Source organism: Streptosporangium sp. G11, assembly GCF_051192615.1.
Classification (GTDB): domain Bacteria; phylum Actinomycetota; class Actinomycetes; order Streptosporangiales; family Streptosporangiaceae; genus Streptosporangium.
On record NZ_JBPJUQ010000001.1, the window covers coordinates 19,781 to 43,392 of the forward strand.

Annotated in this window: 24 protein-coding genes; 17 read left to right on the plus strand and 7 right to left on the minus strand. The window is 71.7% G+C overall.

Going from position 1 to position 23,612, the window contains the following annotated elements; all coding sequences use genetic code 11:
- Positions 1-61 precede the first annotated feature (61 nt).
- Genes ACSDR0_RS00100 through ACSDR0_RS00110 form a run of 3 tightly spaced genes read right to left on the minus strand, consistent with a single transcriptional unit; the run spans position 62 to position 2,243 of the window.
- A complete protein-coding gene (locus tag ACSDR0_RS00100) occupies positions 62-433 on the minus strand; it encodes a DUF5130 family protein (RefSeq protein ID WP_435286592.1) in 372 nt (123 codons plus the stop codon).
- 50 nt (positions 434-483) lie between these two features.
- The gene (locus ACSDR0_RS00105) at positions 484-783 is read right to left on the minus strand and encodes a hypothetical protein (protein WP_435286593.1); all 300 of its coding nucleotides are present in this window, start codon (positions 781-783) and stop codon (positions 484-486) included.
- A 38-nt stretch (positions 784-821) separates the two neighbouring features.
- Positions 822-2,243 (minus strand): amidase, encoded by a 1,422-nt coding sequence (locus ACSDR0_RS00110; protein ID WP_435286594.1) that lies wholly within the window; start codon positions 2,241-2,243, stop codon positions 822-824.
- A 337-nt stretch (positions 2,244-2,580) separates the two neighbouring features.
- Here ACSDR0_RS00110 and ACSDR0_RS00115 point away from each other — a divergent pair, with 337 nt between their 5' ends.
- The 3 genes from ACSDR0_RS00115 to ACSDR0_RS00125 all read left to right on the plus strand — a co-directional run bounded on the left by ACSDR0_RS00115 (position 2,581) and on the right by ACSDR0_RS00125 (position 6,330).
- Entirely contained in the window at positions 2,581-3,222 is a 642-nt protein-coding gene (locus ACSDR0_RS00115; RefSeq protein ID WP_435286595.1) for a nuclease-related domain-containing protein, read from the plus strand.
- 705 nt (positions 3,223-3,927) lie between these two features.
- A complete protein-coding gene (ilvD, locus tag ACSDR0_RS00120; RefSeq protein ID WP_435286596.1) occupies positions 3,928-5,766 on the plus strand; it encodes a dihydroxy-acid dehydratase in 1,839 nt (612 codons plus the stop codon).
- An 81-nt stretch (positions 5,767-5,847) separates the two neighbouring features.
- Entirely contained in the window at positions 5,848-6,330 is a 483-nt protein-coding gene (locus ACSDR0_RS00125) for a helix-turn-helix transcriptional regulator (protein ID WP_435286597.1), read from the plus strand.
- 151 nt (positions 6,331-6,481) lie between these two features.
- Here ACSDR0_RS00125 and ACSDR0_RS00130 read toward each other — a convergent pair whose 3' ends face one another.
- The 3 genes from ACSDR0_RS00130 to ACSDR0_RS00140 all read right to left on the minus strand — a co-directional run bounded on the left by ACSDR0_RS00130 (position 6,482) and on the right by ACSDR0_RS00140 (position 8,286).
- Positions 6,482-6,706 carry an FmdB family zinc ribbon protein gene (locus ACSDR0_RS00130; protein WP_435286598.1) on the minus strand — a complete coding sequence of 75 codons (225 nt, stop codon included), beginning with the start codon at positions 6,704-6,706 and terminating at the stop codon, positions 6,482-6,484.
- Positions 6,707-6,738: 32 nt separating this feature from the next.
- The gene (locus ACSDR0_RS00135; protein WP_435286599.1) at positions 6,739-7,560 is read right to left on the minus strand and encodes a GNAT family N-acetyltransferase; all 822 of its coding nucleotides are present in this window, start codon (positions 7,558-7,560) and stop codon (positions 6,739-6,741) included.
- 216 nt (positions 7,561-7,776) lie between these two features.
- Positions 7,777-8,286: an HNH endonuclease gene (locus ACSDR0_RS00140; protein WP_329084484.1), complete on the minus strand. Its 510-nt coding sequence runs from the start codon at positions 8,284-8,286 to the stop codon at positions 7,777-7,779.
- 318 nt (positions 8,287-8,604) lie between these two features.
- On the opposite strand from ACSDR0_RS00140, the gene ACSDR0_RS00145 reads away from it, so the two are divergent.
- The 3 genes from ACSDR0_RS00145 (at position 8,605) to ACSDR0_RS00155 (ending at position 12,034) form a co-directional block, all read left to right on the plus strand.
- The gene (locus ACSDR0_RS00145; protein WP_435286600.1) at positions 8,605-10,677 is read left to right on the plus strand and encodes a prolyl oligopeptidase family serine peptidase; all 2,073 of its coding nucleotides are present in this window, start codon (positions 8,605-8,607) and stop codon (positions 10,675-10,677) included.
- Between the two features lie 128 nt (positions 10,678-10,805).
- A complete protein-coding gene (locus ACSDR0_RS00150; protein ID WP_435286601.1) occupies positions 10,806-11,612 on the plus strand; it encodes a helix-turn-helix domain-containing protein in 807 nt (268 codons plus the stop codon).
- Between the two features lie 74 nt (positions 11,613-11,686).
- Complete coding sequence (locus ACSDR0_RS00155) at positions 11,687-12,034, plus strand: VOC family protein (protein ID WP_435286602.1); 348 nt, start codon at positions 11,687-11,689, stop codon at positions 12,032-12,034.
- A 156-nt stretch (positions 12,035-12,190) separates the two neighbouring features.
- On the opposite strand, the gene hypF is transcribed toward ACSDR0_RS00155, so the two are convergent.
- The gene (gene hypF / locus ACSDR0_RS00160) at positions 12,191-14,590 is read right to left on the minus strand and encodes a carbamoyltransferase HypF (protein ID WP_435286603.1); all 2,400 of its coding nucleotides are present in this window, start codon (positions 14,588-14,590) and stop codon (positions 12,191-12,193) included.
- A gap of 326 nt (positions 14,591-14,916) precedes the next feature.
- On the opposite strand from hypF, the gene ACSDR0_RS00165 reads away from it, so the two are divergent.
- The 11 genes from ACSDR0_RS00165 (at position 14,917) to ACSDR0_RS00215 (ending at position 23,486) form a co-directional block, all read left to right on the plus strand.
- A complete protein-coding gene (locus ACSDR0_RS00165) occupies positions 14,917-15,534 on the plus strand; it encodes a phosphoheptose isomerase (protein ID WP_435286604.1) in 618 nt (205 codons plus the stop codon).
- Positions 15,531-15,779, plus strand: a complete 249-nt coding sequence (locus tag ACSDR0_RS00170; protein WP_435286605.1) for a HypC/HybG/HupF family hydrogenase formation chaperone — start codon at positions 15,531-15,533, stop codon at positions 15,777-15,779. The genes ACSDR0_RS00165 and ACSDR0_RS00170 overlap by 4 nt, the downstream gene beginning before the upstream one ends.
- Complete coding sequence (locus tag ACSDR0_RS00175) at positions 15,766-16,509, plus strand: D-sedoheptulose-7-phosphate isomerase (RefSeq protein ID WP_435286606.1); 744 nt, start codon at positions 15,766-15,768, stop codon at positions 16,507-16,509. The genes ACSDR0_RS00170 and ACSDR0_RS00175 overlap by 14 nt, the downstream gene beginning before the upstream one ends.
- Positions 16,510-16,579: 70 nt before the next feature.
- Positions 16,580-17,656: a hydrogenase expression protein HypE gene (locus ACSDR0_RS00180; protein WP_435286607.1), complete on the plus strand. Its 1,077-nt coding sequence runs from the start codon at positions 16,580-16,582 to the stop codon at positions 17,654-17,656.
- 1 nt (position 17,657) lies between these two features.
- Positions 17,658-19,439, plus strand: coding sequence for a nickel-dependent hydrogenase large subunit (locus ACSDR0_RS00185; protein WP_435286608.1), 1,782 nt, complete (start codon positions 17,658-17,660; stop codon positions 19,437-19,439).
- Positions 19,440-19,478: 39 nt separating this feature from the next.
- Positions 19,479-20,039 carry a NifU family protein gene (locus ACSDR0_RS00190; protein WP_435286609.1) on the plus strand — a complete coding sequence of 187 codons (561 nt, stop codon included), beginning with the start codon at positions 19,479-19,481 and terminating at the stop codon, positions 20,037-20,039.
- Positions 20,036-20,692: a DUF5947 family protein gene (locus tag ACSDR0_RS00195; protein WP_435286610.1), complete on the plus strand. Its 657-nt coding sequence runs from the start codon at positions 20,036-20,038 to the stop codon at positions 20,690-20,692. Before ACSDR0_RS00190 ends, ACSDR0_RS00195 begins: the two co-directional genes overlap by 4 nt.
- Positions 20,685-21,317: a DUF6084 family protein gene (locus tag ACSDR0_RS00200; RefSeq protein ID WP_435286611.1), complete on the plus strand. Its 633-nt coding sequence runs from the start codon at positions 20,685-20,687 to the stop codon at positions 21,315-21,317. Before ACSDR0_RS00195 ends, ACSDR0_RS00200 begins: the two co-directional genes overlap by 8 nt.
- Positions 21,314-22,879, plus strand: a complete 1,566-nt coding sequence (locus tag ACSDR0_RS00205) for a hypothetical protein (protein ID WP_435286612.1) — start codon at positions 21,314-21,316, stop codon at positions 22,877-22,879. Before ACSDR0_RS00200 ends, ACSDR0_RS00205 begins: the two co-directional genes overlap by 4 nt.
- Complete coding sequence (locus ACSDR0_RS00210) at positions 22,876-23,388, plus strand: hydrogenase maturation protease (protein WP_435286613.1); 513 nt, start codon at positions 22,876-22,878, stop codon at positions 23,386-23,388. The genes ACSDR0_RS00205 and ACSDR0_RS00210 overlap by 4 nt, the downstream gene beginning before the upstream one ends.
- Positions 23,382-23,486, plus strand: a complete 105-nt coding sequence (locus ACSDR0_RS00215; RefSeq protein ID WP_435286614.1) for a DUF6893 family small protein — start codon at positions 23,382-23,384, stop codon at positions 23,484-23,486. Before ACSDR0_RS00210 ends, ACSDR0_RS00215 begins: the two co-directional genes overlap by 7 nt.
- Positions 23,487-23,612 lie beyond the last annotated feature (126 nt).

Below are 23,612 nucleotides of genomic sequence, written 5' to 3' on the forward strand. Positions count from 1 at the left end.
GGACCGCCCGCGAGATCACTTCCACCCGGCCGGGACCGGATCACGGGACCCGGTCGCGAGATCACCGGCGCCGCGACGCCTGGTCCGCGAGCAGCAGGACACCGGTGACCAGCCCGCCCACCAGGTCGCCCAGACCGAGCACCGCGGCCATCGACGTCGCCGCCACGCGGCACTCGGCGTCGGGCAGCCACCGCCTGGCCAGGGGGCCCGTGACGATCTCCAGGGCCCTGCCCCGCTGGTCCACGAAGACGAGCACGGCCCTGTCCGCGTCGGCGCCCAGCGCGGCGTGCAGCCGCTCGGAGAAGTGACGGCGCGGCCCGATCGCCGGCCCGAGATAGGCGGCGAAGCGCAGCCCCGTACGTCGTTCCGCGGTGCGCAGGGCCTCGCGGACATCGTCCCCCTGCGTCGAGGTCAGGGTGAGCATCTCCGTCACCTCACCTTCACCGGTTCAGCGATAGGTCGGCGATTCGCCGGTCGGCCGGGTCACCAGGCCGCCGACGCCCCTCCGGTGTGCCGTCCGGGCTCGGAGGTCTCCGCGAGCGAGACCCAGTCGACCTCCGGCGCCGGAGGCCGGGCCGGGCGCCGCTCGGTCAGCACGAGGACCGAGTCGGTGATCCCCCGCTCGCTGCCGAACGGTCCGCCCAGCCAGACAGCGCCCGCCGAGGTGCTCCTCGCGGCCCTGTCGCGCATCCTGCCGGGCATCGTCACGAGCAGGACGATGAGCAGGAACAGGCAGCCGGAGACTCCGACGAGAAAGCCGAAGACCTCGATCGCACTGTCCACATCTCAAAAGTAACCCGGCGCCGACCACCCGTCGAGAGCTACCAGACGGCGGGCCTGCGCTCGCCCCAGAAACCCCCTCGGGCGGCCTCGATCTGCGACGACACCGAGATCAGGGTGCCCTCGTCGCCGAACCTCCCGGCCAGCATCACGCCGATCGGGAGACCCTCGGCGCTCCAGTACAGCGGGAGGTTGACCGCGGGCTGGCCGCTGACGTTGTAGACGGCGGGGAAGGCGGCGAACCGCTTCATCCGCTCGAAGGTCTCCTCGGGGTCGTCGACGTCCTCGAACCAGCCCACGGGCCGGGGCGGCTGCGTCACGGTCGGGGTGAGCACCGCGTCGTACGGGTCGGTCGCCCGCAGGCCCAGCCGGGTGGCGAACTGCAGCGCCGACTGGGCCTGCAGGAAGTCGGGGGCGGGCGTGGCGAAGCCGCGCTCGCGCAGCCAGGCGGTCAGCGGCCTGAGCCTGTCCTGCTTGGTCAGGTCGACCGGGTGCATGCAGGAGAACGCGTACCAGAGCGTCACGAACCGCGGCACCATCTCGGGCCCGAACGGCGGGTCGATGTCGATCACCTCGTGCCCGAGCGCCGCCAGCTCCGCCGAGGCGTGCTCGTAGGCGGCGAGCACCTCGGGGTCCACCACGGCGCCGGGGACCAGCGGCTCGGCGTAGCGGGCGATCCGCAGGCGCCCGGGGTCGCGGCCCGCGTACGCCCCGAAGGAGCCGAGTTCGGGCGGCGGCGCGTGGTAGAGGTCGCCGGGGTTGTGGTGGGCCATCACGTCGAGCAGCGCGGCGGCGTCGGCGACGGTCCTGGTGATCGGGCCGTTGGCCGACAGGCCCGCCAGGTCGGGGATGACCGGCGCGAAGCTGATCCTGCCCCGGGAGGGCTTGAGGCCGAACAGCCCGCAGACCGAGGCGGGGATGCGGATCGACCCGGCGCCGTCGCTGCCCTGCGCGGCGGGGGCCAGGCCCGCGGCGACCGCCGCCGCCGCGCCGCCGCTGGACCCTCCCGCCGACCGGGAGAGGTCCCACGGGGTACGGCTGGGCGGGGAGACGGAGGTCTCGGTGTAGCACGGCAGCCCGAACTCGGGGGTCGCGGTCTTGCCCAGCATGATCGTCCCGGCCGCCCTGAGCCGCTCGACCAGGCTGTCGTTCACAGGTGCGACGAAGTCCTCGTAGGTGGCCGAGCCGAAGCGGATCGGCACGTCCTTGACGAGGTTGAGGTCCTTGATCGGGATGGGCACCCCGGCCAGGGGTGAGAAGTCCTCCCCCGCGAGCACCCGGGCCTCGACCTTGTGGGCCTGCTCCAGGGCGAGTCCGGGGGTAACCGTCACGTAAGCGCCGACCTGGGAGTCCAGGCGTGCGATCCGGTCGAGGTAGTGTTCGGTGATCTCGACGGGCGAGATCTCCCTGCGCCGCACGGCTGCCGCCTGCTCCAGGGCGTTAAGATCGTGAATGTGGGTCACGCCCCGCACAGTAGGCGCAGAGCACCCGGTTATCCAGAGCGAAAAGCCCCTAAGGTACCCGGTTCATAGCAGTGCCAAGCGGGTGACGGCGGTCACAAAAGTATGAGATACGCAATACTAGGCACCCCCAAGGACGTCAGCTACCGTGAGTTACGTGGATTCCGGTCAGGTACCAGAAGACGGTAACACTACGTCACCGATTTGGGTCAGTGACCGACAGGCCGAGGACCGGCCGACGTCTCGACCCGCCGCGCCAGCGTCTACGTACGCACCTGTCGAGCGCGCCTCGCTGCGCAGTCTCCTCGATCACCCGAAGTACCGCCACCTGCGCCGACGAGTGATCATCTCGGTCGGCGTCGGCGTGCTCGCGGGCGTCCTGCTGGCCAGCTGGCCGCTGGGCTTCACCGCCGCCGTGGTGGCCGCGATCGTCGACACGGTGCTTCGCGCCCGCTCCAACTCCTCGGTGCCCGCCTGGCGACGCGCCTCGGTCGCGGAGCGGCGCACGGAGATGCAGCTGAAACGGCTGGAGCGCGGGGGGTATCGCACCCTGCACGCCCGCGCGATCCCCGGTAGCGAGGCCCAGATCGACCATCTGGTCGTGGGCCCCACCGGCGTCTACGCGGTCGACTCCGAGAAGTGGGACAAGCGCCTGCCGGTCCGCGTCCAGTCGCACCGCAAGCTGTTCCACGGCCCGTTCAACCAGAAGCCCCGCCTCGACGAGGCCCGCTGGGAGGCCTCCCAGGCCGGAGAGCTGATCGGCGCCGAGCTGGGCCGCGAGGTCACGATCGTGCCGTCCCTGGCGATCTACGGCCCGGCCATTCCCTGGAAGGTCCTCAACGTCCGCGAGGTCGACGTATTCGACGGCAGTCGTGTCCGTAAATGGATCACCAAGCGGGAACGCTCACTCACCGACGCCGAGATCGACAGGATCTTCGAGGCCGCCGAGCAGGTTCTGCCCGCACGCTACCCGGAGAACTGATTCCGGCTGTCCCAGGAGCTCGTTTTCGCACGACCGCGCCTCCCCCGTCGGGACCGACGGGAGTCCGCCCCGCCACTGCGCCCCGGCCCGGCGACTCCCGTCTCCCCTCCCGCGCGTGCACCGGTCGCGGTCCGGTGCCCGCCTGGCGACGCGCCTCGGTCGTGGTGCGGGGCCGTGCGTGTGGGTCGTGGTGCGGGGCCGTGCGTGCGCGGGTCGTGGTGCCGGGGCCGTGTGCGCGGGTCGCGGTCCGGTTCCGTGTGCGCGAGTCGTGGTCCGGGGCTGTGCGCCGGTCGCGGTCCGGGGCGACGCCGGGTGCCCGGCTCCCCCGGTGGGACGTCGCGACACGCGGCGGGTGATCGAGGACCTTCCCTCGCGGGCGCCGCTCGCCCCGGGTTCGCCGGGCGCGGGGACCTTCGGTAGTGTCGGGGGACACCCTGGGCCCGTATCGGGCCCACCGGCCGCCGCCCCGGTGCCCACCCCGTGCCCCGTCGGCGTCCCGGAACCGTCCCGGTGACCAGCGCGGCGCCTCGCCGCCCCCGCCTAGCCGTCTCGTCTCGTCTCGTCTCGTACGTCGGTCACGCTCGCGACGGTGTTCACGAAACATCTGGTCACGGACCGGACGTCTCGCGGCATGGACAGGCGTCTCACGCACCGGGCGGTAGCCGTACCATTTGTAGACACGGTTTCGATGATGGGAGAAGCCTCATGCCCGCCCTCAGGTCTCGTACGGTCACTCACGGCAGGAATATGGCCGGGGCCCGGGCCCTGCTCCGGGCGACGGGCGTAGCCGGCGAGGACTTCGGGAAACCGATCATCGCCGTGGCCAACAGCTTCACCCAGTTCGTCCCCGGGCACGTCCACCTCCGCGAGGTCGGCGACGTCGTCGCCGGCGCGATCCGCGAGGCGGGCGCGATCCCGCGCGAGTTCAACACGATCGCGGTCGACGACGGCATCGCGATGGGCCACGGCGGCATGCTCTACTCGCTGCCCAGCCGCGAGCTGATCGCGGACGCGGTCGAGTACATGGTCAACGCGCACTGCGCCGACGCGCTGATCTGCATCTCCAACTGCGACAAGATCACCCCGGGCATGCTGCTCGCCGCCTTCAGGCTCAACATCCCCACGGTCTTCGTCTCCGGCGGGCCGATGGAGGCGGGCAAGACCCCCAACGGCAAGCTCGACCTGATCGATCCGATGATCGCCGCCGCCAACGACGCCGTCTCCGACGCCGAGCTGCTGGAGATGGAGGAGAACGCCTGCCCGACCTGCGGTTCGTGCAGCGGGATGTTCACCGCCAACTCGATGAACTGCCTCGCCGAGGCCATCGGCCTCGCGCTCCCCGGCAACGGCACGATCCTGGCCACCCACAAGGCGCGCAGGAAGCTGTTCGAGGACGCCGGGCGCCAGCTGGTGGAGATCACCCGCCGCCACTACGAGCAGGACGACGAGACGGTCCTGCCGCGCGCCATCGCGACCAAGGACGCGTTCGAAAACGCCATGGCGCTGGACGTGGCGATGGGCGGCTCGACCAACACGATCCTGCACATCCTGGCCGCGGCCCGCGAGGCCCAGGTCGACTTCGGGCTGAAGGAGATCAACGAGATCTCGCTGCGGGTGCCCTGCCTGTGCAAGGTCGCCCCCGCCACGGCGAAGTACCACGTCGAGGACGTCCACCGCGCGGGCGGCATTCCCGCGATCCTGGGCGAGCTCGACCGGGCGGGCCTGCTCCACCGCGACGCGTACACCGTCAACGGCGGCACCCTGGGCGACTACCTCGACGACTGGGACCCCCAGTCGCCGCGGGTGCTGCCCGAGGCGCTGGAGCTGTGGCACGCGGCCCCCGGCAACGCCCGCACCATCAAGCCCTTCTCCCAGGGCGCCCGATGGGAGGAGCTGGACCTCGACCGCTCCGAGGGCTGCGTCCGCGACTCCGAGCACGCCTACACCCGCGACGGCGGCCTAGCCGTCCTGTACGGCAACATCGCCACCGAGGGCTGCATCGTCAAGACCGCCGGGGTCGACGAGTCGATCTGGAGGTTCGAGGGCCCGGCCGTGGTCTTCGAGTCGCAGGATGACGCGGTCGAGGGCATCCTCAACAACAGGGTCAAGGCCGGTGACGTCGTGGTGATCCGCTACGAGGGACCGAAGGGCGGGCCAGGCATGCAGGAGATGCTCTACCCCACCTCGTTCCTCAAGGGCAAGGGGCTGGGCAAGGACTGCGCGCTGGTCACCGACGGCCGCTTCTCCGGCGGCACGAGCGGGCTGTCCATCGGCCACGCCTCCCCCGAGGCGGCCGAGGGCGGCACCATCGCCCTCGTCGAGGACGGCGACCTCGTCGCGATCGACATCCCCGGCCGTTCGATCGAGCTGAAGGTCACCGAGGAGGAGCTGGCGGCCCGCCGCGAGAGGCTCCTGGCCGACCTGGGCGGCTACCGGCCGCGCGACCGCCAGCGCCAGGTGAGCGCCGCGCTCCAGGCGTACGCCGCGCTCACGACCTCGGCCTCCACCGGCGCCTCGCGCGACCTGTCGCAGCTGTCACGCTGACCTGGGCTTCCTGTCGGGCAGAGATGCCTTACCCGACAGGAAGTTCGAAAAAATGTCGGTACTCAGACGTATTATCAGGGTATGGCTGATGTCATGAAGCTCACCGCCCCGCTGACGACCGCCGAGATCGCCGCCCTCGCCCTGTCGATGGCGCATCTGGGGTCGGGTCCGCAGGCCAACGCCGCCCGCAGCGGCCTGCGCCACGCCTTCGAGCAGATGGAGCTCGACGACGACATCGTCGCCACCACCCTGGCGACCCTCACCGAGCCGATGTCCGCCCCGACCGCCGACCGAGCCCGGACGATCGCCAACGCCATCACCTCGAACCTCGTCATCCGCCTTCACTACCAGGACGTCTCGGGGCGGGTCACCGTCCGCGACGTCGACCCGGTGACCTGCATGGTCCACCGCGAATACTGGTATCTCGTCGGGATGTGCCGCCTGCGCGGCGCGATCCGGGCGTTCAGGTTCGACCGGATCATCGCCACCGAGCCCACCTTCGTGCCGGCCCGACCGCACCGGGCCGAGGCGTTCCTGCCCTTCCAGGGCAAGCGCGCCGCATAGGCGGTCGCACGACGGCCGGGCGCGCGGCCGACCGCCGGGCAGGCGCGCGCCGGCCGGACTCATCCGATCTGCCACCCGGCGCCGATCGATCCGGGTGGCAGACCCCGGTGGCCGGTAGGGAGCCCGGCGGGGGCTCGGCCGATGGCGGTGCCTAACCGCAGCAGCCTCCGCCGCAACACCCGCCGCCGCCACCACCGGAGGGCCGGGGCGCGGCGGAGGAGCCCGCCGAACCGCCGGTCACGGCGACCGTGGAGAGCAGCTTGACGGTGTCGTCGTGGCCGTCGGGGCAGAGGGCGGGCTCGCCGGAGCGGGCCATCGGGCGGGAGATCTCGAAGGTGGACCCGCAGGCGCGGCAGCGGAAGTCGTATCGGGGCATGGCACCAAGGTTACCCAGGTTGCCCGGATCGCTCACGTGAAGGTGATGGAGGCGTAGTCGCTCACCGGCCGATAGCCGATCGCCTGATAGATCGAGTTGGACGTGGAATTGGACAGATCGGTGAAGAGCAGCACCTCGGCGGCGCCCTCGGCCCGGACCTTGGCGCTCACCGCGCTGGAGATCGCGGTGCCGTAGCCCTTCCCGCGAAACTCCGGGGGCGTGTAGACCGGGCCGACCCGCGACATCCCGCCGAGGGGTACGGAGGCCCCGGCGAACGCGACGGGTCGCCCGCCCGCCTCCCACACGACCAGCTCCCGCCTGGCGATCCGGCTGGCCACCAGCGCGGTCAGGTCGACGTGGGCGACGCCCTCGGCCTCGGCCTGGAACTCCTCGCCCCACCGGACCAGGAGGTCGAGATCGGCGGCGACGGCGACGCGGGAGGCCCCGTCCGCGTGGGAAACTGGGGAGACGAGCGCGTCGAGCCGGTAGAGGCGCTCGGCGCGGCGCCCGGCCTCGGGCCGCCACCACGAGGCGGCGAACGCCTCGGCCAGCGGGAGCGGCCCGCTCACCCCGGAGATCGCCCTCTCGGCCTCGATCAGCCGGGTGGCGAGGTCCGGCACGACGTCGGCGGGGATCGCGGGGAGCAGGAGGGCGTGGGGAGGCGTCTGGACGGCCGCCGCCACGACCTGGCCCTCGCGCTCCAGCCGCCCCAGCAGCGCGTCGTCGCCCCACAGGCCGCTGCGGATGGCACGCAGGACCGTGAGGGGAACGGTGTTGCGCACCGGATCCCGCAGCAGCCACGGCTCCACCACGCGCGTGTACGCCTCGACATCGGAGGTGAAGATCCATGTCATGAGGTGATTGTGCCGATCGGGGATCTTCTGTGCCAGCGGACACGGCCCGGCTGAACACGGACCGGCTGAACACAGGCCGACTGAACACAGGCCGGCTGAACACAGGCCGACTGAACACAGGCCGACTGAACATGAGCCGACGCCCGGCCATGGCGTGGCCGCCGCGGCCGGGCTCCGTAGGGTGGCCGCGGCGGCCCCGTCATCGGACCCCTGCCCTCAGGCCGCGCTCTCCGCGAGATAGGGCGCCCACTGGGGATCGCCGACGATGTGCGCGCCGATCAACCGCCAGTGGACGCCGCGTGGCACCACCGGGGCGACGTTGAGCGTCCATCCCAGTTCCTCCAGCATGCGGTCGGCCTTGCGGTGGTTGCACGTCGTGCAGGACGCGACGCAGTTCTCCCAGGTGTGGGGGCCGCCTCGCGAGCGCGGGATGACGTGGTCGATGGTCTCGGCCCGCTGGCCGCAGTAGGCGCACCGGTAGTCGTCCCGGCGCATCAGCGCGGTTCGGGTCAGCGGGATCCGCGACCGATAGGGGATCCGAACATATCTTCGAAGCCTGATCACCGAGGGAACGTCGAGCGTGCGGCTCGCCGAGCGGAACACGGCGCCCCGCCCGTCACGGTGCACGACGTCCGCCTTCTCCCTCAGCACGAGCACGACGGCCCGGTGCAGGGAGAGCGTGGTCAGGGGCTCGTAGGTGGCGTTCAAGAGCAGGACCTGGCGCATCAGCGGGCCTCTCCCGCCGCGCGACGCGTCAATTGAGGGGGCACGCCACTGCGTGCCCCGGCTGGCGGCCCCTCCTGGGGCCCGGGCGCTTCCGTCACGAGGACCTCCGCCGGACGGCCCAGCGGATGCTCACCACGGCACCGTCCTTCACCAAGTTTGGCTGCTGCAACGTAGTTCTCGCCACCCATAAATGACTGGAGAGACACCTGATACGTTTTATGCCCGCATTACCAGTTCTTAACTCCTCCTGCCGCAGATCAGATACGCCGCCCGCGCAATGGCGCCGTCTCCCGGCCCCGAGGTCGTAGGGTTCCAGCCATGACGCGACAGCCATACCCTCCAGCCAGCCGTCTTGAGCTCGTCGACGAGCTCCACGGTGTGCCTGTTTCCGACCCCTACCGGTGGCTTGAGGACCCGAACGATCCGGCGACGAAGGACTGGCTGGTGGGGCAGGAGAGACTGCTGGAGACCGAGCTGGACGCCCTTCCCCCGCGCGAGGGCTTCAAGGCCCGGATCGCGGAGCTGCTCGGGTCGGGGTCGATCGGCGCGCCGACGTGGCGCGGGGACCGGCGGTTCTTCATGCGGCGCACCCCCGGGCAGGAGCACGCCGTGCTCTACACCGTGGATCCCGACGGCACCGAGCGGGCGCTGCTCGACCCGATGGCGCTCGACCCGACCGGGCTGACCACCCTCGACTCCTGGCAACCCGACAAGGAGGGCCGCCTGCTCGCCTACCAGGTCTCGGTGGGCGGTGACGAGGAGTCGAGCCTTTACCTGATGGACGTCGCGTACGGCGACCGGATCGAGGGGCCGATCGACCGCTGCCGCTACTCCCCCGTGGCGTGGCTGCCGGGCGGCGAGTCCTTCTACTACGTGCGCAGGCTGCCCGCCACCGAGGTGCCCGAGGGTGAGGAGCAGTTCCACCGCCGGGTCTACCTGCACAGGGTCGGCACCTCCACCGAGGAGGACGTCCTGATCTTCGGTGAGGGCCTGGAGAAGACCAACTACTACGGCGTGGCGGTCTCCTTCGACGGCCGCTGGCTGCAGATCTCCGCCTCCAGGGGCACGGCGCCGCGCAACGACCTGTGGGTGGCCGACCTGCGGGCGTCCTCCCTCGCCTCGCCCGACCTGGTCGTCGTCCAGGAGGGCGTCGACGCCCAGAGCGCCCTGCACTTCGGCCGCGACGGCCGCCTGTACGTCTTCACCGACCGGGAGGCCCCGCGCGCCCGCGTCTGCGTGACCGACCCGTCCGACCCGCGGTTCGAGACCTGGCGCGACCTGATCCCGCAGGACCCCGAGGCCGTGCTGACGGACTTCGCGATTCTCGACGACCTCGACCGGCCGGTCATGCTCGTCGGCTGGACCCGCCACGCGATCAGCGAGATCTCGATCCACGACCTGGTCACCGGCGAGCGCGTCGGCGAGGTGCCGACCCCGGGGCTGGGCACCATCGGCGGCATCAGCGAGCGCCCCGAGGGCGGCCACGAGGCCTGGTTCGGCTACACCGACAACACCACGCCGCCGAGCATCCAGCGCTACGACGCCCGCACCGGCGAGACGACGCTCTGGGCGGCCTCCCCCGGCGCCGTCGAGGTGCCCGCCGTCAACACCGAGCAGGTCACCTACCGCTCGGCCGACGGTAGCGAGGTCCACATGCTGGTGATCTCCCCTCCCGGCGCCGAGGGCCCGCGCCCCACCATCCTGTACGGCTACGGCGGCTTCGGCATCTCGATGACCCCCGGATACTCGGCGTCCATCCTGAGCTGGGTCGAGGCGGGCGGCACGTACGCCATCGCCCAGCTGCGCGGCGGCGGCGAGCAGGGCGAGGAGTGGCACAGGGCCGGGATGCTCTCCAACAAGCAGAACGTCTTCGACGACCTGCACGCGGCGGCCGAGCACCTGATCGCCACCGGTGTGACCACGTCCTCGCAGCTGGCCATCTCCGGTGGTTCGAACGGCGGCCTGCTGGTCGGCGCGGCCCTGACCCAGCGCCCCGAGCTGTACGCCGCGGTGGTCTGCTCGGCGCCGCTGCTCGACATGATCCGCTACGAGCTGTTCGGCCTGGGCGCGACGTGGAACGTCGAGTACGGCTCCGCCGAGAAGCCCGACGAGTTCGCCTGGCTGCACTCCTACTCCCCCTACCACCACGTGCGGGAGGGCGTGTCCTACCCGGCGACGCTGTTCACCGTCTTCCAGTCCGACACCCGAGTCCACCCGCTGCACGCCTGGAAGATGTGCGCCGCCCTGCAGCACGCCCAGGCCTCGGATCGGCCGATCCTGCTCCGCAACGAGGCCGAGGCCGGTCACGGGGCCCGCGCGGTGAGCAAGACCGTCGAGCTGGCCGCCGACCAGCTCGCCTTCCTCGCCCACCACACCGGGCTGACCTCCTGAGGGCACGGGAGGACACGGCTCGGGCGGGCTTGGGGGCACCGGTCGGAGCGGGCGCGTCCGGGAGCCCGGGGCGCCCCCTCGACGGCCGCGACGGCCGGATTGTCGGGGGCGGCGGTTATGGTCGGGGCGTGCACGATGCCACGGTGGCCGAGGGCCTGACCTTCACGGAGAGTGAGCCGGGGGCCTTCCTGCGGCCCCACGTCACGCACCTGTCGGCCTACACCGAGCGTTACGCCGATCCCATGCCCCGGCGGCAGCCTCCGTTCGCCGGGGTCGTCATGATCTTCGGGTTCGGCGCGCCGCTCGCGCTGAGCGGCCCCGAGGGGTCCCGCCGGCTGGCCTCGTTCGCCGGGGGTCTGCACGACACCTATGTCGACACCACCACGGTCGGGATCGCCGAGGGGGTGCAGGTCAACCTCACACCGCTCGGGGCCAGGCGGCTGCTCGGGGTGCCCCTGCGGGAGCTGACCAACCGGGTGGTCTCGCTGGAGGAGGTGCTCGGAGGCTGGGCCACGGCCACGGTCGAGCGGCTGGCGGAGGCCTCCGGCAGGGCCGCCAGGATCGCCCTGCTGGACGAGGCGCTCAGCCGGCGCATCGGCGAGGCGCCGGTGTCCGACCGCCGCGTCGGCTGGGCGTGGCAGCGCCTGGTCGCCACCCGCGGCACGGTGTCCGTGGCCTCGATAGCCGCCGAGCTGGGGTGGAGCCACCGGCACCTGGTCTCCCGCTTCCACGACCAGATCGGGCTGGCGCCGAAGGCCGCGGCCAGGGTGCTGCGCTTCGAGCACGCCACCGGCCGCCTGCGGTCCGGCATGTCGCCGGCCGACACCGCCGCCGTTTGCGGCTACTACGACCAGGCCCACATGAACCGGGATTTCAGGGCCATGACCGGCGCCACCCCCCGGGGGCTGGCGTCGCCCCCGCGCGTCATCGGGTGATCAGGTCAGATTTTTCCAAGCCCCGCCGCTCCCGCCGGTGAGATCGTGGTGATCACCGCACGGGAGGAGAGAGCATGCGAACGGTGTATCCACTGGTCCGTTACCGCGACGCGGGCAAGGCCGTCGAATGGCTGGTCCAGGCGTTCGGCTTCGAGGTCCACGAGCTCGTCACGGCCGACGACGGGGGCGTCCGCCACGGTGAGCTGATCGTCGGCACCGGAATGATCATGACCGGTACGGGCGAGCCGGGTGGGCCGGGGATCTACGTCGTGGTCGACGACCCCGACGCCCACCATGCCAGGGCCGTCGCGGCCGGGGCGGAGATCACCAGCGGGCTGGCCGACAAGGACTACGGCTCGCGCGATTACGCCTGCAAGGATCCGGAGGGCAACGACTGGTATTTCGGAACCTACCGGCCCTGACGCCGCGACCTTTGTGCGGTGGTCCCGGCGCGGGGAGCGCGGCGCTTCCGGCGTAGCGCTTCCCGCACGGCACTTTCGGCGTGGCACTCCCCGCATGGTGCTTCCGGCGTGACGCTTTCGGCGTGGCGCTTCCCGCGCTGCGGCGACGTGCCGGTGTCAGGGCAGGCCGAGGGTGTCGCGGGCCGCGGCCACGGCGGCCTGGCCGAAGCTGATGCCGCCGTCGTTCGGCGGGACGGCGCGGTGGGTCAGGACCTGGAGGCCGCGGAGCCGGAGGGCCGCGGTGAGACCGTCCAGCAGCAGCCGGTTCTGGAAGACCCCGCCCGACAGGGCGACCGTGCCGAGGCCGGTGTCCTCGCGGAGCCGCCCGCACACCCGGGCTGTGGCGGTGGCGAGCCCGTTGTGGAAGCGGGCCGCGACGAGTGCCGGAACCGCCCCGGCGCGCGTGTCCTCGACGACCGCCCGGACGAGGTCCGCGACCTGGATCGTCACGAGCGGCCCCTCGTCGGCGATCCTGGCCGGGTAGGCGCCCCTCTCCGCGGGGTCGGCACACTGTTCCAGGGCGATCGCGGCCTGCCCCTCGTACCCGGCGGTGTCGCGGAGCCCGAGGATCGCCGCCACCGCGTCGAACAGGCGTCCGGCGCTGGAGGTGAGGGGGGAGTTCGTCCCGGCCTCGGCCACCGCGACCACCTCGTCCCAGCGCGAGCCGTGGCGGGCCCTGACCGGCAGGCCCTCGGGAAGCGTGTCGCCGTACGCCGCGTGCAGGTGGGCGGCCGCCATCCGCCAGGGCTGCCTGATCGCCGCGGTGCCGCCGGGCATCGGCACCGGCGCCAGACGCCCGGCACGGGTGAAGCCCACCAGGTCGGCCACCAGGAACTCGCCGCCCCAGATGGTGCCGTCGGTGCCGTAGCCGAGGCCGTCGAAGGCCACCCCGATGACCGGGCCGCTCTCCCGGTTGTCGGCCAGGCAGGAGGCGATGTGCGCGTGGTGGTGCTGGACCCCGGTCAGGTCCACCGATCCCGGCACCTCCAGGTCGAGGGCGTACTTGGTGGACAGGTATTCGGGGTGCAGGTCGTGGGCGACGAGCCTCGGGGTGATGCCGAGCAGGCGACCGAGGTGCTCGATCCCCTCGGTGAAGGAGCGCAGCGTCTCGTAGTTCTCCAGGTCGCCGATGTGGGGGGAGACGAAGGCGTGCCCCCGCCTCGCGAGGCAGAACGTGCTCTTCAGCTCGGCGCCGCAGGCGAGCACGGGCCGCGGGGCGGGCGGTGAGAGCCGCAGGGGCTCCGGGGCGTACCCCCGGGACCTGCGCAGCGGCAACGTCCTCCCCGGCGTGACGAGCAGCACGGAGTCGTCGGCGCGGACGTGGATCGGCCGGTCATGGGTCAGGAAGGCGTCCGCGACCCCGGCGAGCCGGACGAGCGCGTCGCCGTCGCGGTAGGCGATGGGCTCGTCGGAGAGGTTCCCGCTGGTGAGCACGTACGGGCGGGCGAGTTCGGCGGCGAGCAGGTGGTGGATCGGCGTGTACGGCAGCATGAGGCCGAGGCGGCGGTCGCCCGGCGCAACGGCTCCGGCCACCGCGGCGCCGGGTCGGCGGGGCAGCAGCACGATCGGGCGCTGAGGACCGGTGAGCAGCCGCTCGCCGTCGGCGTCCAGCTCGCACAGCGCCCGCGCGGCACGCAGGTCGGGGACCATCACCGCGAACGGCCTGTCCTGCCGGCGCTTGCGGGAGCGGAGCGTCCGGGCGGCCTCCTCGTTGGTGGCGTCGACGGCCAGGTGATACCCGCCGAGCCCTTTGACGGCCAGGACGCCGCCCGCTCGCAGCACCTTCACCGCCGCCTCGATCGGATCGGCGCCGCCGTTCGGGCCGGGGCCACGTGAGCCGTCACCATCCGGCCCACACGGGTCCGGATCGTCACCGGTACGACCGGCACCCGGGCGGTGAGCATCCGAATCCTCGCGGCGAAGGCCGCCGTCCAGCAGGCGGAGGACCGGGCCGCAGGCCGGGCAGCAGATCGGCTGGGCGTGGAACCTGCGGTCCGACGGGTCGAGATACTCCCTCTCGCACTCCCCGCACATGGCGAACCCGGCCATCGTGGTGGCGGGCCGGTCGTAGGGGACGTCCCGGATGATGGTGAACCTCGGCCCGCAGTTGGTGCAGTTGACGAACGGGTGGCGGTGACGCCGGTCGGCGGGGTCGAACAGCTCGGCCAGGCAGTCATCGCAGGTCGCGACATCGGGTGAGACGAGGGTGACGCGGTGGTTCCCCCCTCGGCTGGCCACGATGCGGAACCCCCGCTCCCCGCGTACCGGCATCGCGGTGGCCGTCACGCGGTGGATCGCCGCCAGCGGCGGGGCCTGGTCACGCAGGCTCACCTGGAAGCGCTCGACGTCACCGGGGTCCCCCTCGGCCTCGATGAACACGCCCCGGTCGTCGTTGCCCACCCATCCGGACACCCCCAGACGCCGGGCCAGGGAATGGATGTGGGGGCGGAATCCCACCCCCTGCACGATTCCCTCGATCCGGATCCCGACCCGGATCCGTGCCTGTCCCGTGCCCATCCCGCCTTCCTTCCCTCGCCCAACGGGAATGTCTCGGGGGCTTCCATGATCTGGACGGGAAGGTTACGTCAATGATCAGAGCTTTGCCGTTGGTTGTCGAGGCGAGGGTGTCGGGCCTGAAACGGCCAATCGTAATGTGGCGGCTACCGTGAAAAATACGGAGCGTCGATATGCCTGGCACACCGAGTACGCAAACAGCACCTCTTTCACCACCGGCCGTCATACCGGTCACGGAGGCGGCGGTCATCGCGGCCTTCGCGCGACGGGACCACGCCGGGCGCGCCCTGGCGGGTGACGTGGAATGTATCGCGTGTGCCGCCCGGGCCATGGCCGCCAGGTTCCACCTCGGCGGCAAGCTGATCGTGTTCGGCGACGCGGGTGCGGACGCCGCGCACATCGCGGTCGAGTTCATGCACCCGGTCGTCGTGGGCAAGAGGGCGCTCCCGGCGGTGGCGCTGAGCAGCGACGCCCCGGCGGCCGGAGGAGACGGCGGCGGGAGCGACGAGGACCGCCGGGACGGCAGGGGTGGCGCCGAGGTCTTCGCCCATCAGGTGCGCCACTGGGCGGACGCCTCCGACACGGCACTGGGGATCTTCCGCGACGGCCGGTGCCCGAGCGTCCTGCGGGGGCTGGAGACCGCCGGGGAACTGGGCCTGCTGACCATCGCCCTGACCGGCGACGCCGGCCGTAGTGGCGGCTCGGGTGGCGAGGCGACCGGCCCTCTCGCGGCCGATCGCACCACGACCGGGCATCAACCGGCCGGGCGCACCACGACCGACCACTTCTTGACCGGCCGGGTTCCGGCCGACCACGTCCTGGTCGCCGCGTCCGACGACCCCGCCGTGGTCAAGGAGGTCCACGTCACCGCCTACCACCTGCTGTGGGAACTGGTCCACGTGTTCCTCGACCGGCTCGGCCCGCCCGCGCGAGGGGCCGGCCGGTGAACGGGCCCGAGGACTGCACCGACGGTGTCTGCGTCACCTGCTCCGACCAGGCGCTGCCGATGAACGTGGTCAGGCTGCTGGAGGGAGAGCTGGCGATCGTCGACGCGGGCGGGGTCCTCGAAGAGGTGAGCGTGGCACTGGTCGACCCGGCGGTGGGCGACACCGTCCTCGTCCACGCCAGGGAGGCCATCGCCGTGATCGCGCACGGGAGTGCCAGGGGAAAGGACGACGATGAGCGCGCTTGACGGAACGCCCTCCGAGGGCATACGCGGCCTGTACCCCTTCCTGTACGACCGCACCGACCACAGCGAGCACGACGAGCACACCGGCCGGGCCGATGCCGGAACGGCGGAGGTGGCGGCGGAGGCCGTACGGTCGGCCGTGGAGAAGACCGGCGAGATCGTACGGCTGCGCGGGCGGATGGGTGCGGAGTCGGTGGCGGAGCTGGCGGCGTGCGCCGAGGAGATGGCCGCGCGGTTCGTCGCGGGCGGACGGCTGTTCAGTTTCGGCAACGGCGGGAGCAGCACCGACGCCCAGGAGGTCGCCACCGCGTTCCTGCATCCCTGCCGCGGCCCGGCCCTGCCCGCCCTCTGCCTGACCGGCGACGTCGCCGTGGTCACCGCGCTCTCCAACGACGTCGGCTTCGAGGTGGTCTTCGCCAGGCAACTCGCGGCGCTGGGCCGTCCGGGGGACATCGCCGTCGGCCTGTCCACGAGCGGCGGGTCGGCCAACGTCGTCCGGGCGTTCGAGGAGGCGGCCCACCGGGGCATGCTCACCGTCGGCCTGGCCGGGGGCGGGGGCGGCAGGCTGACCGAACTGTCCGGGCTGGGCGTCCTGGACCACCTGTTCGTGGTCCCGTCCTCCTCGGTGCACCGGATCCAGGAGGCGCAGACCACCCTCTACCACGTCCTTCGGGAGCTCACCTGGCACGCGCTCGGATCGGCGCCGATACCGCGGGCGCACAGCCCCGGGTGAGGGGCGACCCCCCATCCGCGCAAGCCCCCCTTCACGTTCCACAGACATTCACGAGGAGTGGGAGGGCGTCATGGCAGCGCCGACGGACGCAGCGAGCAGCAGACCTCAGGAGCGGGAAGAACCCGTCGTCCACATACTGTGGATCAACGCGGGGCTGAGCTGTGACGGTGACTCCGTCGCGCTCACCGCGGCGACCCAGCCGAGCATCGAGGAGATCGTGCTCGGCGCGCTTCCCGGGCTTCCCAAGGTGGCCGTGCACTGGCCGCTCATCGACTTCGAGTCCGGGCCGATGCAGGGCACCGACGTCTTCATCGAGTGGTTCTTCAAGGCCAAACGCGGCGAGCTGGACCCGTTCGTGCTGGTCGTCGAGGGCTCGATCCCGAACGAGGCGATCAAGCAGGAGGGCTACTGGTGCGGGTTCGGCAACAACCCCGAGACCGGCCAGCCGATGACGACCAGCGAGTGGCTGGACCTGCTCGCGCCCAAGGCGACCGCGATCGTGTGCGCGGGCACCTGCTCGGCGTACGGCGGCATCCACGCCATGGCGGGAAACCCGACCGGGGCCATGGGCGTGGCCGACTATCTGGGCTGGGACTGGAGGTCCAAGGCGGGGCTGCCGATCGTCAACGTGCCGGGCTGTCCGGTGCAGCCGGACAACCTCTCCGAGACGCTCCTCTACCTGCTCTACCAGGTCGCCGGGCAGGCGCCGATGATCCCGCTGGACGAGGCGCTGCGCCCGACGTGGCTGTTCACCCAGACCGTGCACGAGGGGTGTGACCGGGCGGGCTACTACGAGCAGGGCCAGTTCGCCACCGAGTACGGCTCCCCGAAGTGCCTGGTCAAGATCGGCTGCTGGGGGCCGGTCGTCCGGTGCAACGTCCCCAAGCGCGGCTGGATGAACGGCATCGGCGGCTGCCCGAACGTCGGGGGCATCTGCATCGCCTGCACGATGCCGGGCTTCCCCGACAAGTTCATGCCCTTCATGGACGAGCCCCCCGGCGCCCACGTCTCCTCGGCGGTGAGCGGCGCGTACGGGACGGTCGTCCGCGCGCTGCGCGGCATCACCCTGCGGACCGTCGACAAGGAACCGAAGTGGCGCCACAAGGGGCGCGAGTTGCTGACCGGACACAAGGCGTCCTGGAGCTGACATGACGACATCGGAGCAGAACCCCGACCTCGTGGAGATGGCCTGGGACCCCATCACCAGGATCGTCGGGAGCCTCGGCATCTACTGCAAGATCGATTTCAAGAACCGGCAGGTCGCCGAGTGCTACAGCACCTCGTCGATCTTCCGCGGCTACAGCATCTTCATGAAGGGCAAGGACCCGCGCGACGCCCACTTCATCACCAGCCGCATCTGCGGGATCTGCGGCGACAACCACGCGACCTGCTCGGTCTACGCGCAGAACATGGCGTACGGGGTGCGGCCCCCGGCCCTGGGCGAGTGGATCCTCAACCTGGGCGAGGCCGCCGAGTACATGTTCGACCACAACCTCTACCAGGAGAACCTGGTGGGGGTCGACTACTGCGAGAAGATGGTCCGCGAGACCAATCCCGGGGTGCTGGCGATGGCCGAGCGCACCGAGGCGCCGCACGCGGGCGACCACGGCTACCGGACCATCGCCGACATCATGCGCTCACTGAACCCGCTGGAGGGCGAGTTCTACCGCGAGGCGCTGGCGGTGAGCCGCCTCACCCGCGAGATGTTCTGCCTCATGGAGGGCAGGCACGTCCATCCCTCGACGCTCTACCCGGGCGGGGTGGGCACGGTCGCGACGGTGCAGCTGTTCACCGACTACCTGACCCGGCTGATGCGCTACGTCGAGTTCATGAAGCGGGTCGTGCCCATGCACGACGACCTGTTCGACTTCTTCTACCAGGCCCTTCCCGGCTACGAGGAGGTCGGCCGCAGGCGGGTGCTGCTCGGCTGCTGGGGAAGCTTCCAGGACCCCGAGCACTGCGACTTCACCTACGAGAACATGAGCCACTGGGGCCGCGAGATGTTCGTCACGCCGGGGGTGATCGTCGACAGCGGGCTCGTCACCAACGACCTGGTCGACATCAACCTCGGCATCCGGATCCTGCTGGGCAGCTCCTACTACGACGACTGGCAGGACCAGGAGCCGTTCGTCACCCGCGACCCGCTGGGCAACCCGGTCGACATCCGGCATCCGTGGAACCAGCACACCATCCCGCACCCACAGAAACGCGACTTCAACGACAAGTACAGCTGGGTCATGTCACCCCGCTGGTTCGACGGGGAGGACGCGCTCGCGCTCGACACCGGCGGCGGGCCCATCGCCAGGCTCTGGTCGACGGCGCTGTCGGGCAAGGTCGACATCGGCTACGTCAGATCGACCGGCCACAGCGTGCAGATCAACCTGCCGAAGACGGCGCTGAGGCCGGAGAAGACGTTCGAGTGGAAGATCCCCGAGTTCAAGGGGCAGCCGCTGTCCAACGCCCTGGAGCGCAACCGGGCCCGCACCTACTTCCAGGCCTACGCGGCGGCGTGCGCGCTCTATTTCGTCGAGCGGGGCCTGGCCGAGGTGCGGGCGGGCCGCACCCAGACCTGGGAGCCGTTCACGGTTCCCGACGAGGCGATCGGCTGCGGCTTCACCGAGGCCGTACGGGGCGTGCTCTCCCACCACATGGTGATCAGGAACGGGAAGATCGCCAACTACCACCCGTACCCGCCGACGCCGTGGAACGCCAGCGTCCGCGACGTGCACGGCACGCCGGGGCCGTACGAGGACGCGGTGCAGAACACGCCGATCTTCGAGGAGAACCCGCCCGCGGACTTCAAGGGCATCGACATCATGCGCACCGTGCGGAGCTTCGATCCGTGCCTGCCGTGCGGGGTGCACATGTACCTCGGCGGCGGCGAGGAGCTTCGCAGGGTGCACACCCCCCACGCCTTCGGCACCACGTGAGCCGACCGTTTCCCGGCACCGGAAAGGGGGCTCGGGCAGATGCCGCAAGCCCATGACGTCCGGGCGGCGGGCGATCGCGTCGAGGCGCTGATCGCCGACCTCGGCGCGCTGAGCGACGCCGTGACGCGCGCCAAGGCCGAGGATCTCGTACGGGCCCTCGTCGAGCTGTACGGCGCCGGTCTGGAACGCGTCGTCGAGATCGTCACCGAGGCCGAGGCCGCCGAGGTGCTGGGCCGCATGGTCGGCGACCCGCTCGTGTCCGGGCTGCTGGTGCTGCACGACCTGCATCCGCTGAGCACGGCCGAACGCGTCCGCGATGCCCTGGACACCGTACGGCCCTATCTGGGATCGCACGAGGGCGGCGTGGAGCTGCTCGACGTGGGCGAGGACGGGATCGTGCGGCTCCGTCTGGAGGGAGCCTGCCACGGCTGCCCGTCCTCGCTGGTCACCGTGACCGATGCCATCGAACGAGCCATCGCCCAGGCGGCGCCCGAGGTGTCGGGGGTGGAGGTCGAGGGGGTGACCGGCGGGCGGTCGGGGCTGCTGCAGATCCAGCGCCGCGCGCCCGGCCCGTGCCCGGTGTCGGAGCCGGTGTCGTGACGGCCACCGGGCTGCGCAGGTTCCGCGAGCCGCCCCCGGGGGGCCGGCCCGGCGGGCCGCCGGTGACGCTGTGCGAGCTGTGCGCGGCACCGGCGGGCGAGGAGCACGGCCACGTCGTGAACGTCGGGAACAGGGGACTGCTGTGCGCCTGCCGGGCCTGCTACCTGCTGTTCACCCGCGACGCGGGCGGCCGGGCACGCTACCGGGCCGTCCCTCGACGCTACCTTCACGCCCCGCGGTTCCTGCTGGACGCGGCCGACTGGGACGAGATGCAGATCCCGGTCCGCACGGCCTTCTTCTTCCGCAACTCCGCGATGGGCCGGACCGTGGCGTTCTACCCGAGCCCGGCCGGGGCCACCGAGTCGCTGCTCCCGCTGGAGACGTGGGAGCGCGTCCTGGCGGCCAACCCGGCGATGGCCGACGTCCAGCCCGACGTGGAGGCCCTCCTGGTGAACCGCCGCGCCGACGGGGGCTTCGCCTGCCACCTGGTGCCGATCGACGCCTGCTACGAGCTGGTCGGCCTGGTGCGGCGGCACTGGAAGGGCTTCGACGGCGGCCGGGAGGCGCGGGAGGCCATGGAGGGCTTCTTCGCCGGCCTGCGCGGGCGCAGCCGCACCGTACCGTCCGCCCGGGGCGGTGAGGACCGTGGATGAGCTCGCGTTCGACTGCGTGGACGTGCGGGCGGAGCCGTACGCGGCCTTCCCGACGCTGCTCTTCCGGCTGCGCGTCACCGAACCCTCCCCCGGCGGGGTGCACACCATCGCGCTGCGCTGCCAGATCCGGGTGGAGCCTCACCTGCGGCGCTACGGCGAGACCGAGGTGGAGCTGCTCGGCGACCTGTTCGGAGACCCGGCCCGATGGGGCGACACGGTGAAACCCCTGCGGTTCGCCGACGTCTCCGTCATGGTCCCGGCGTTCACCGGGAGCACCGAGATCGACGTACCGGTGCCGTGCGGCTACGACCTGGAGGTGTCGGCGGGCAGGTACTTCGCCGCCCTGGACGACGGCGAGATCCCGATGATCATGCTCTTCAGCGGCACGGTGTTCGCCAGGGCGCGGGACGGCTTCTCGGTGAGCCAGGTGCCGTGGCACCGCGAGGCCCGCTGCCGGCTGCCGGTGGCGGTGTGGCGGGAGCTGATGGACCGCTACTTCCCGGACTCGGGGTGGCTGCGGCTGCGCCGCGACACGCTGCGGGAACTCAGCAGGTTCAAGTCCGGGCGTGCCCTGGCGACCTGGGACGAGACCCTGGAACTACTGCTCAAGGAGACGCGGCGATGAGCGTTCCGATGGACATCGCGCGGCGGGTGGCGGACGCGGTGCTGTACGAGGGCTACCTTCTCTACCCCTACCGGGCCTCGGCGACCAAGAACCAGGTGCGCTGGCAGTTCGGGGTGCTCGTCCCGCCGGGGTTCACCGCGACCGCCGAGCATCCGGCCAACGTGACCGAATGCCTCCTCGAAGGGGCCGCGTACGCCGTGGTGCACCTGAACCTGCGTTTCCTGCACGTCAGGACGCGCGGCGTCGAGCGCGCCGAGGACGACGGCTACTGGCCGGTCCAGCAGCTGCGAAACGGCCACAGGACCTACCTCACCTTCGACGAGGCGACCGAGCGGGAGGCGGAGGTGATACTCCCCGTCGCCGGTCTGCTCAACGCCCCCGAGCGGGTGATCGAGATACGGATTCCCGGAGACCGCGTGGTCGAGCCGATCGTGGCGCCGTCCGGAGAGGTCATAGGACGCCTCGTCTCCGAGCACCTGCCGCTGCGCGCCGCGCTCAAGGTCTCCGCCGAGGAGATACCCGGCCCGTACGACCTGGTCAAGCTGCGCGCCCGGGTGGAGAACACCGACCCCTGGCAGCCGCTGGGCGCGCCGCGTGAGCAGGCGCTGCGGCACTCGTTGATCTCGGCGCACCTGCTCATCGCGGTGAACGCCGGGGCCTTCGTCTCCCTGCTCGACCCGCCGGAATGGGCGCGGCCCGCCGTGGAGACCTGCCGCAACGAGCACACCTGGCCGGTACTCGTGGGCGAGCCCGGCCACCGGGACGTGGTGCTGTCCTCGCCGATCATCCTCTACGACCACCCGGACATCGCGCCGGAGAGCCCCGGCCCCCTGTTCGATTCCACGGAGATCGACGAGATGCTCCACCTGCGCACGCTCACCCTCACCGACGAGGAGGCCCGGGAGGCCCGGGAGACCGACCCCCGGGTGGCCGAGCTCATCGACATGGTCGGCAGCATGCCGCCCGAGCTGCTGGAACGGCTCCACGGCGCGATCCGCTCGGTGGAGGCCGCCACCGGCCGGCAACCCTCCGCGCCCACGGAGGCGGGAGGCTCCCCGGACCTGGAGGAGACGCCCACCCCCTGGTGGGATCCGGCGAGTGACGCCACCGTCTCCCCGGAGACCGACAGCGTGACGGTCGCCGGAGTGGCCGTCTCCAGGGGCAGCAGGGTCAGGCTGGTTCCCGGTCGGCGGCGCGCCGACGCCCACGACATGTTCCTGACCGGCAGGACCGCCCACGTCGAGGCCGTGCTCCTCGACATCGACGGCGCCCACCACCTGGCCGTCACCCTCGACGAGGACCCGGGCGCCGACCTGCACCGATCGCACGGCCGCTTCCTCTACTTCGCCCCCGACGAGATCGAGCCGCTCACGGACGGATCGGCGCCGGGCGCTTCCACCGCCGCCGAGGTGACCGGGCACGGATCGACCGGGCACGGATCGGCGGCGGAACCGGCGACGGAACCCACGACGGAACCGGCGACGGGAAGGTCGGCCGCGGAGGGATCGGCCGGAGGGCCGCGGCTCGACCGCCCGCTCGGCGACGGGGAGGTGGGCGCGTGAGGATCCTGGTGGCCGGTGTGGGAAACGTCTTCCTCGGCGACGACGGCTTCGGGGTCGCGGTGGCCAGGCACCTGGCCGGTGCCGGTTCCGGCGACCTGCCCGGCGGGGTCGAGGTCAGGGACTTCGGCATCCGGGGCGTCCACCTGGCGTACGAGCTGACCGGAGGCGGGTACGACACCGCGATCCTGGTCGACGCGGTGTCGCGCGGCGGCCCGCCCGGCACCCTGTACGTCCTCGAACCGTCGGCGGGCGACGTACCGGGATCCTTCGTCGACGCGCACTCGATGACGCCCGAGACCGTGCTCTCGCTGGTGGGCGTGCTCGGCGGTAAGACCGGCCGCGTCCTGCTCGTGGGCTGCCAGCCCGCCGACATCTCGCCGGGCATGGGGCTCAGCGCGCCGGTCGCGGACGCCGTCGGCAGGGCGGCGGACCTGGTCGTCGAGCTCGCGGGACAACAGATCGCGATGGCGCTCGCCACCGCGGGCCACGAGGAGGAACGGACATGCTGAGACGTTTTCTGGCGGGGGCGCTGGTGGCGGGGGTGGCCGTACTGGTCTACCGGTCGCTCCCCGACATCAGGCGCTACATGAGGATGCGGAACATGTAGCGGACCCGCGCCCCGGACATCGTCCGGAGGACCGGGGACGCGCGGTTCGGCGGGACGGGCCGGCGCATGCCCCGGTGGACCCGTACGACCGCCGGACCATTTGGACGGCGGGGCCGGGCGGATCGC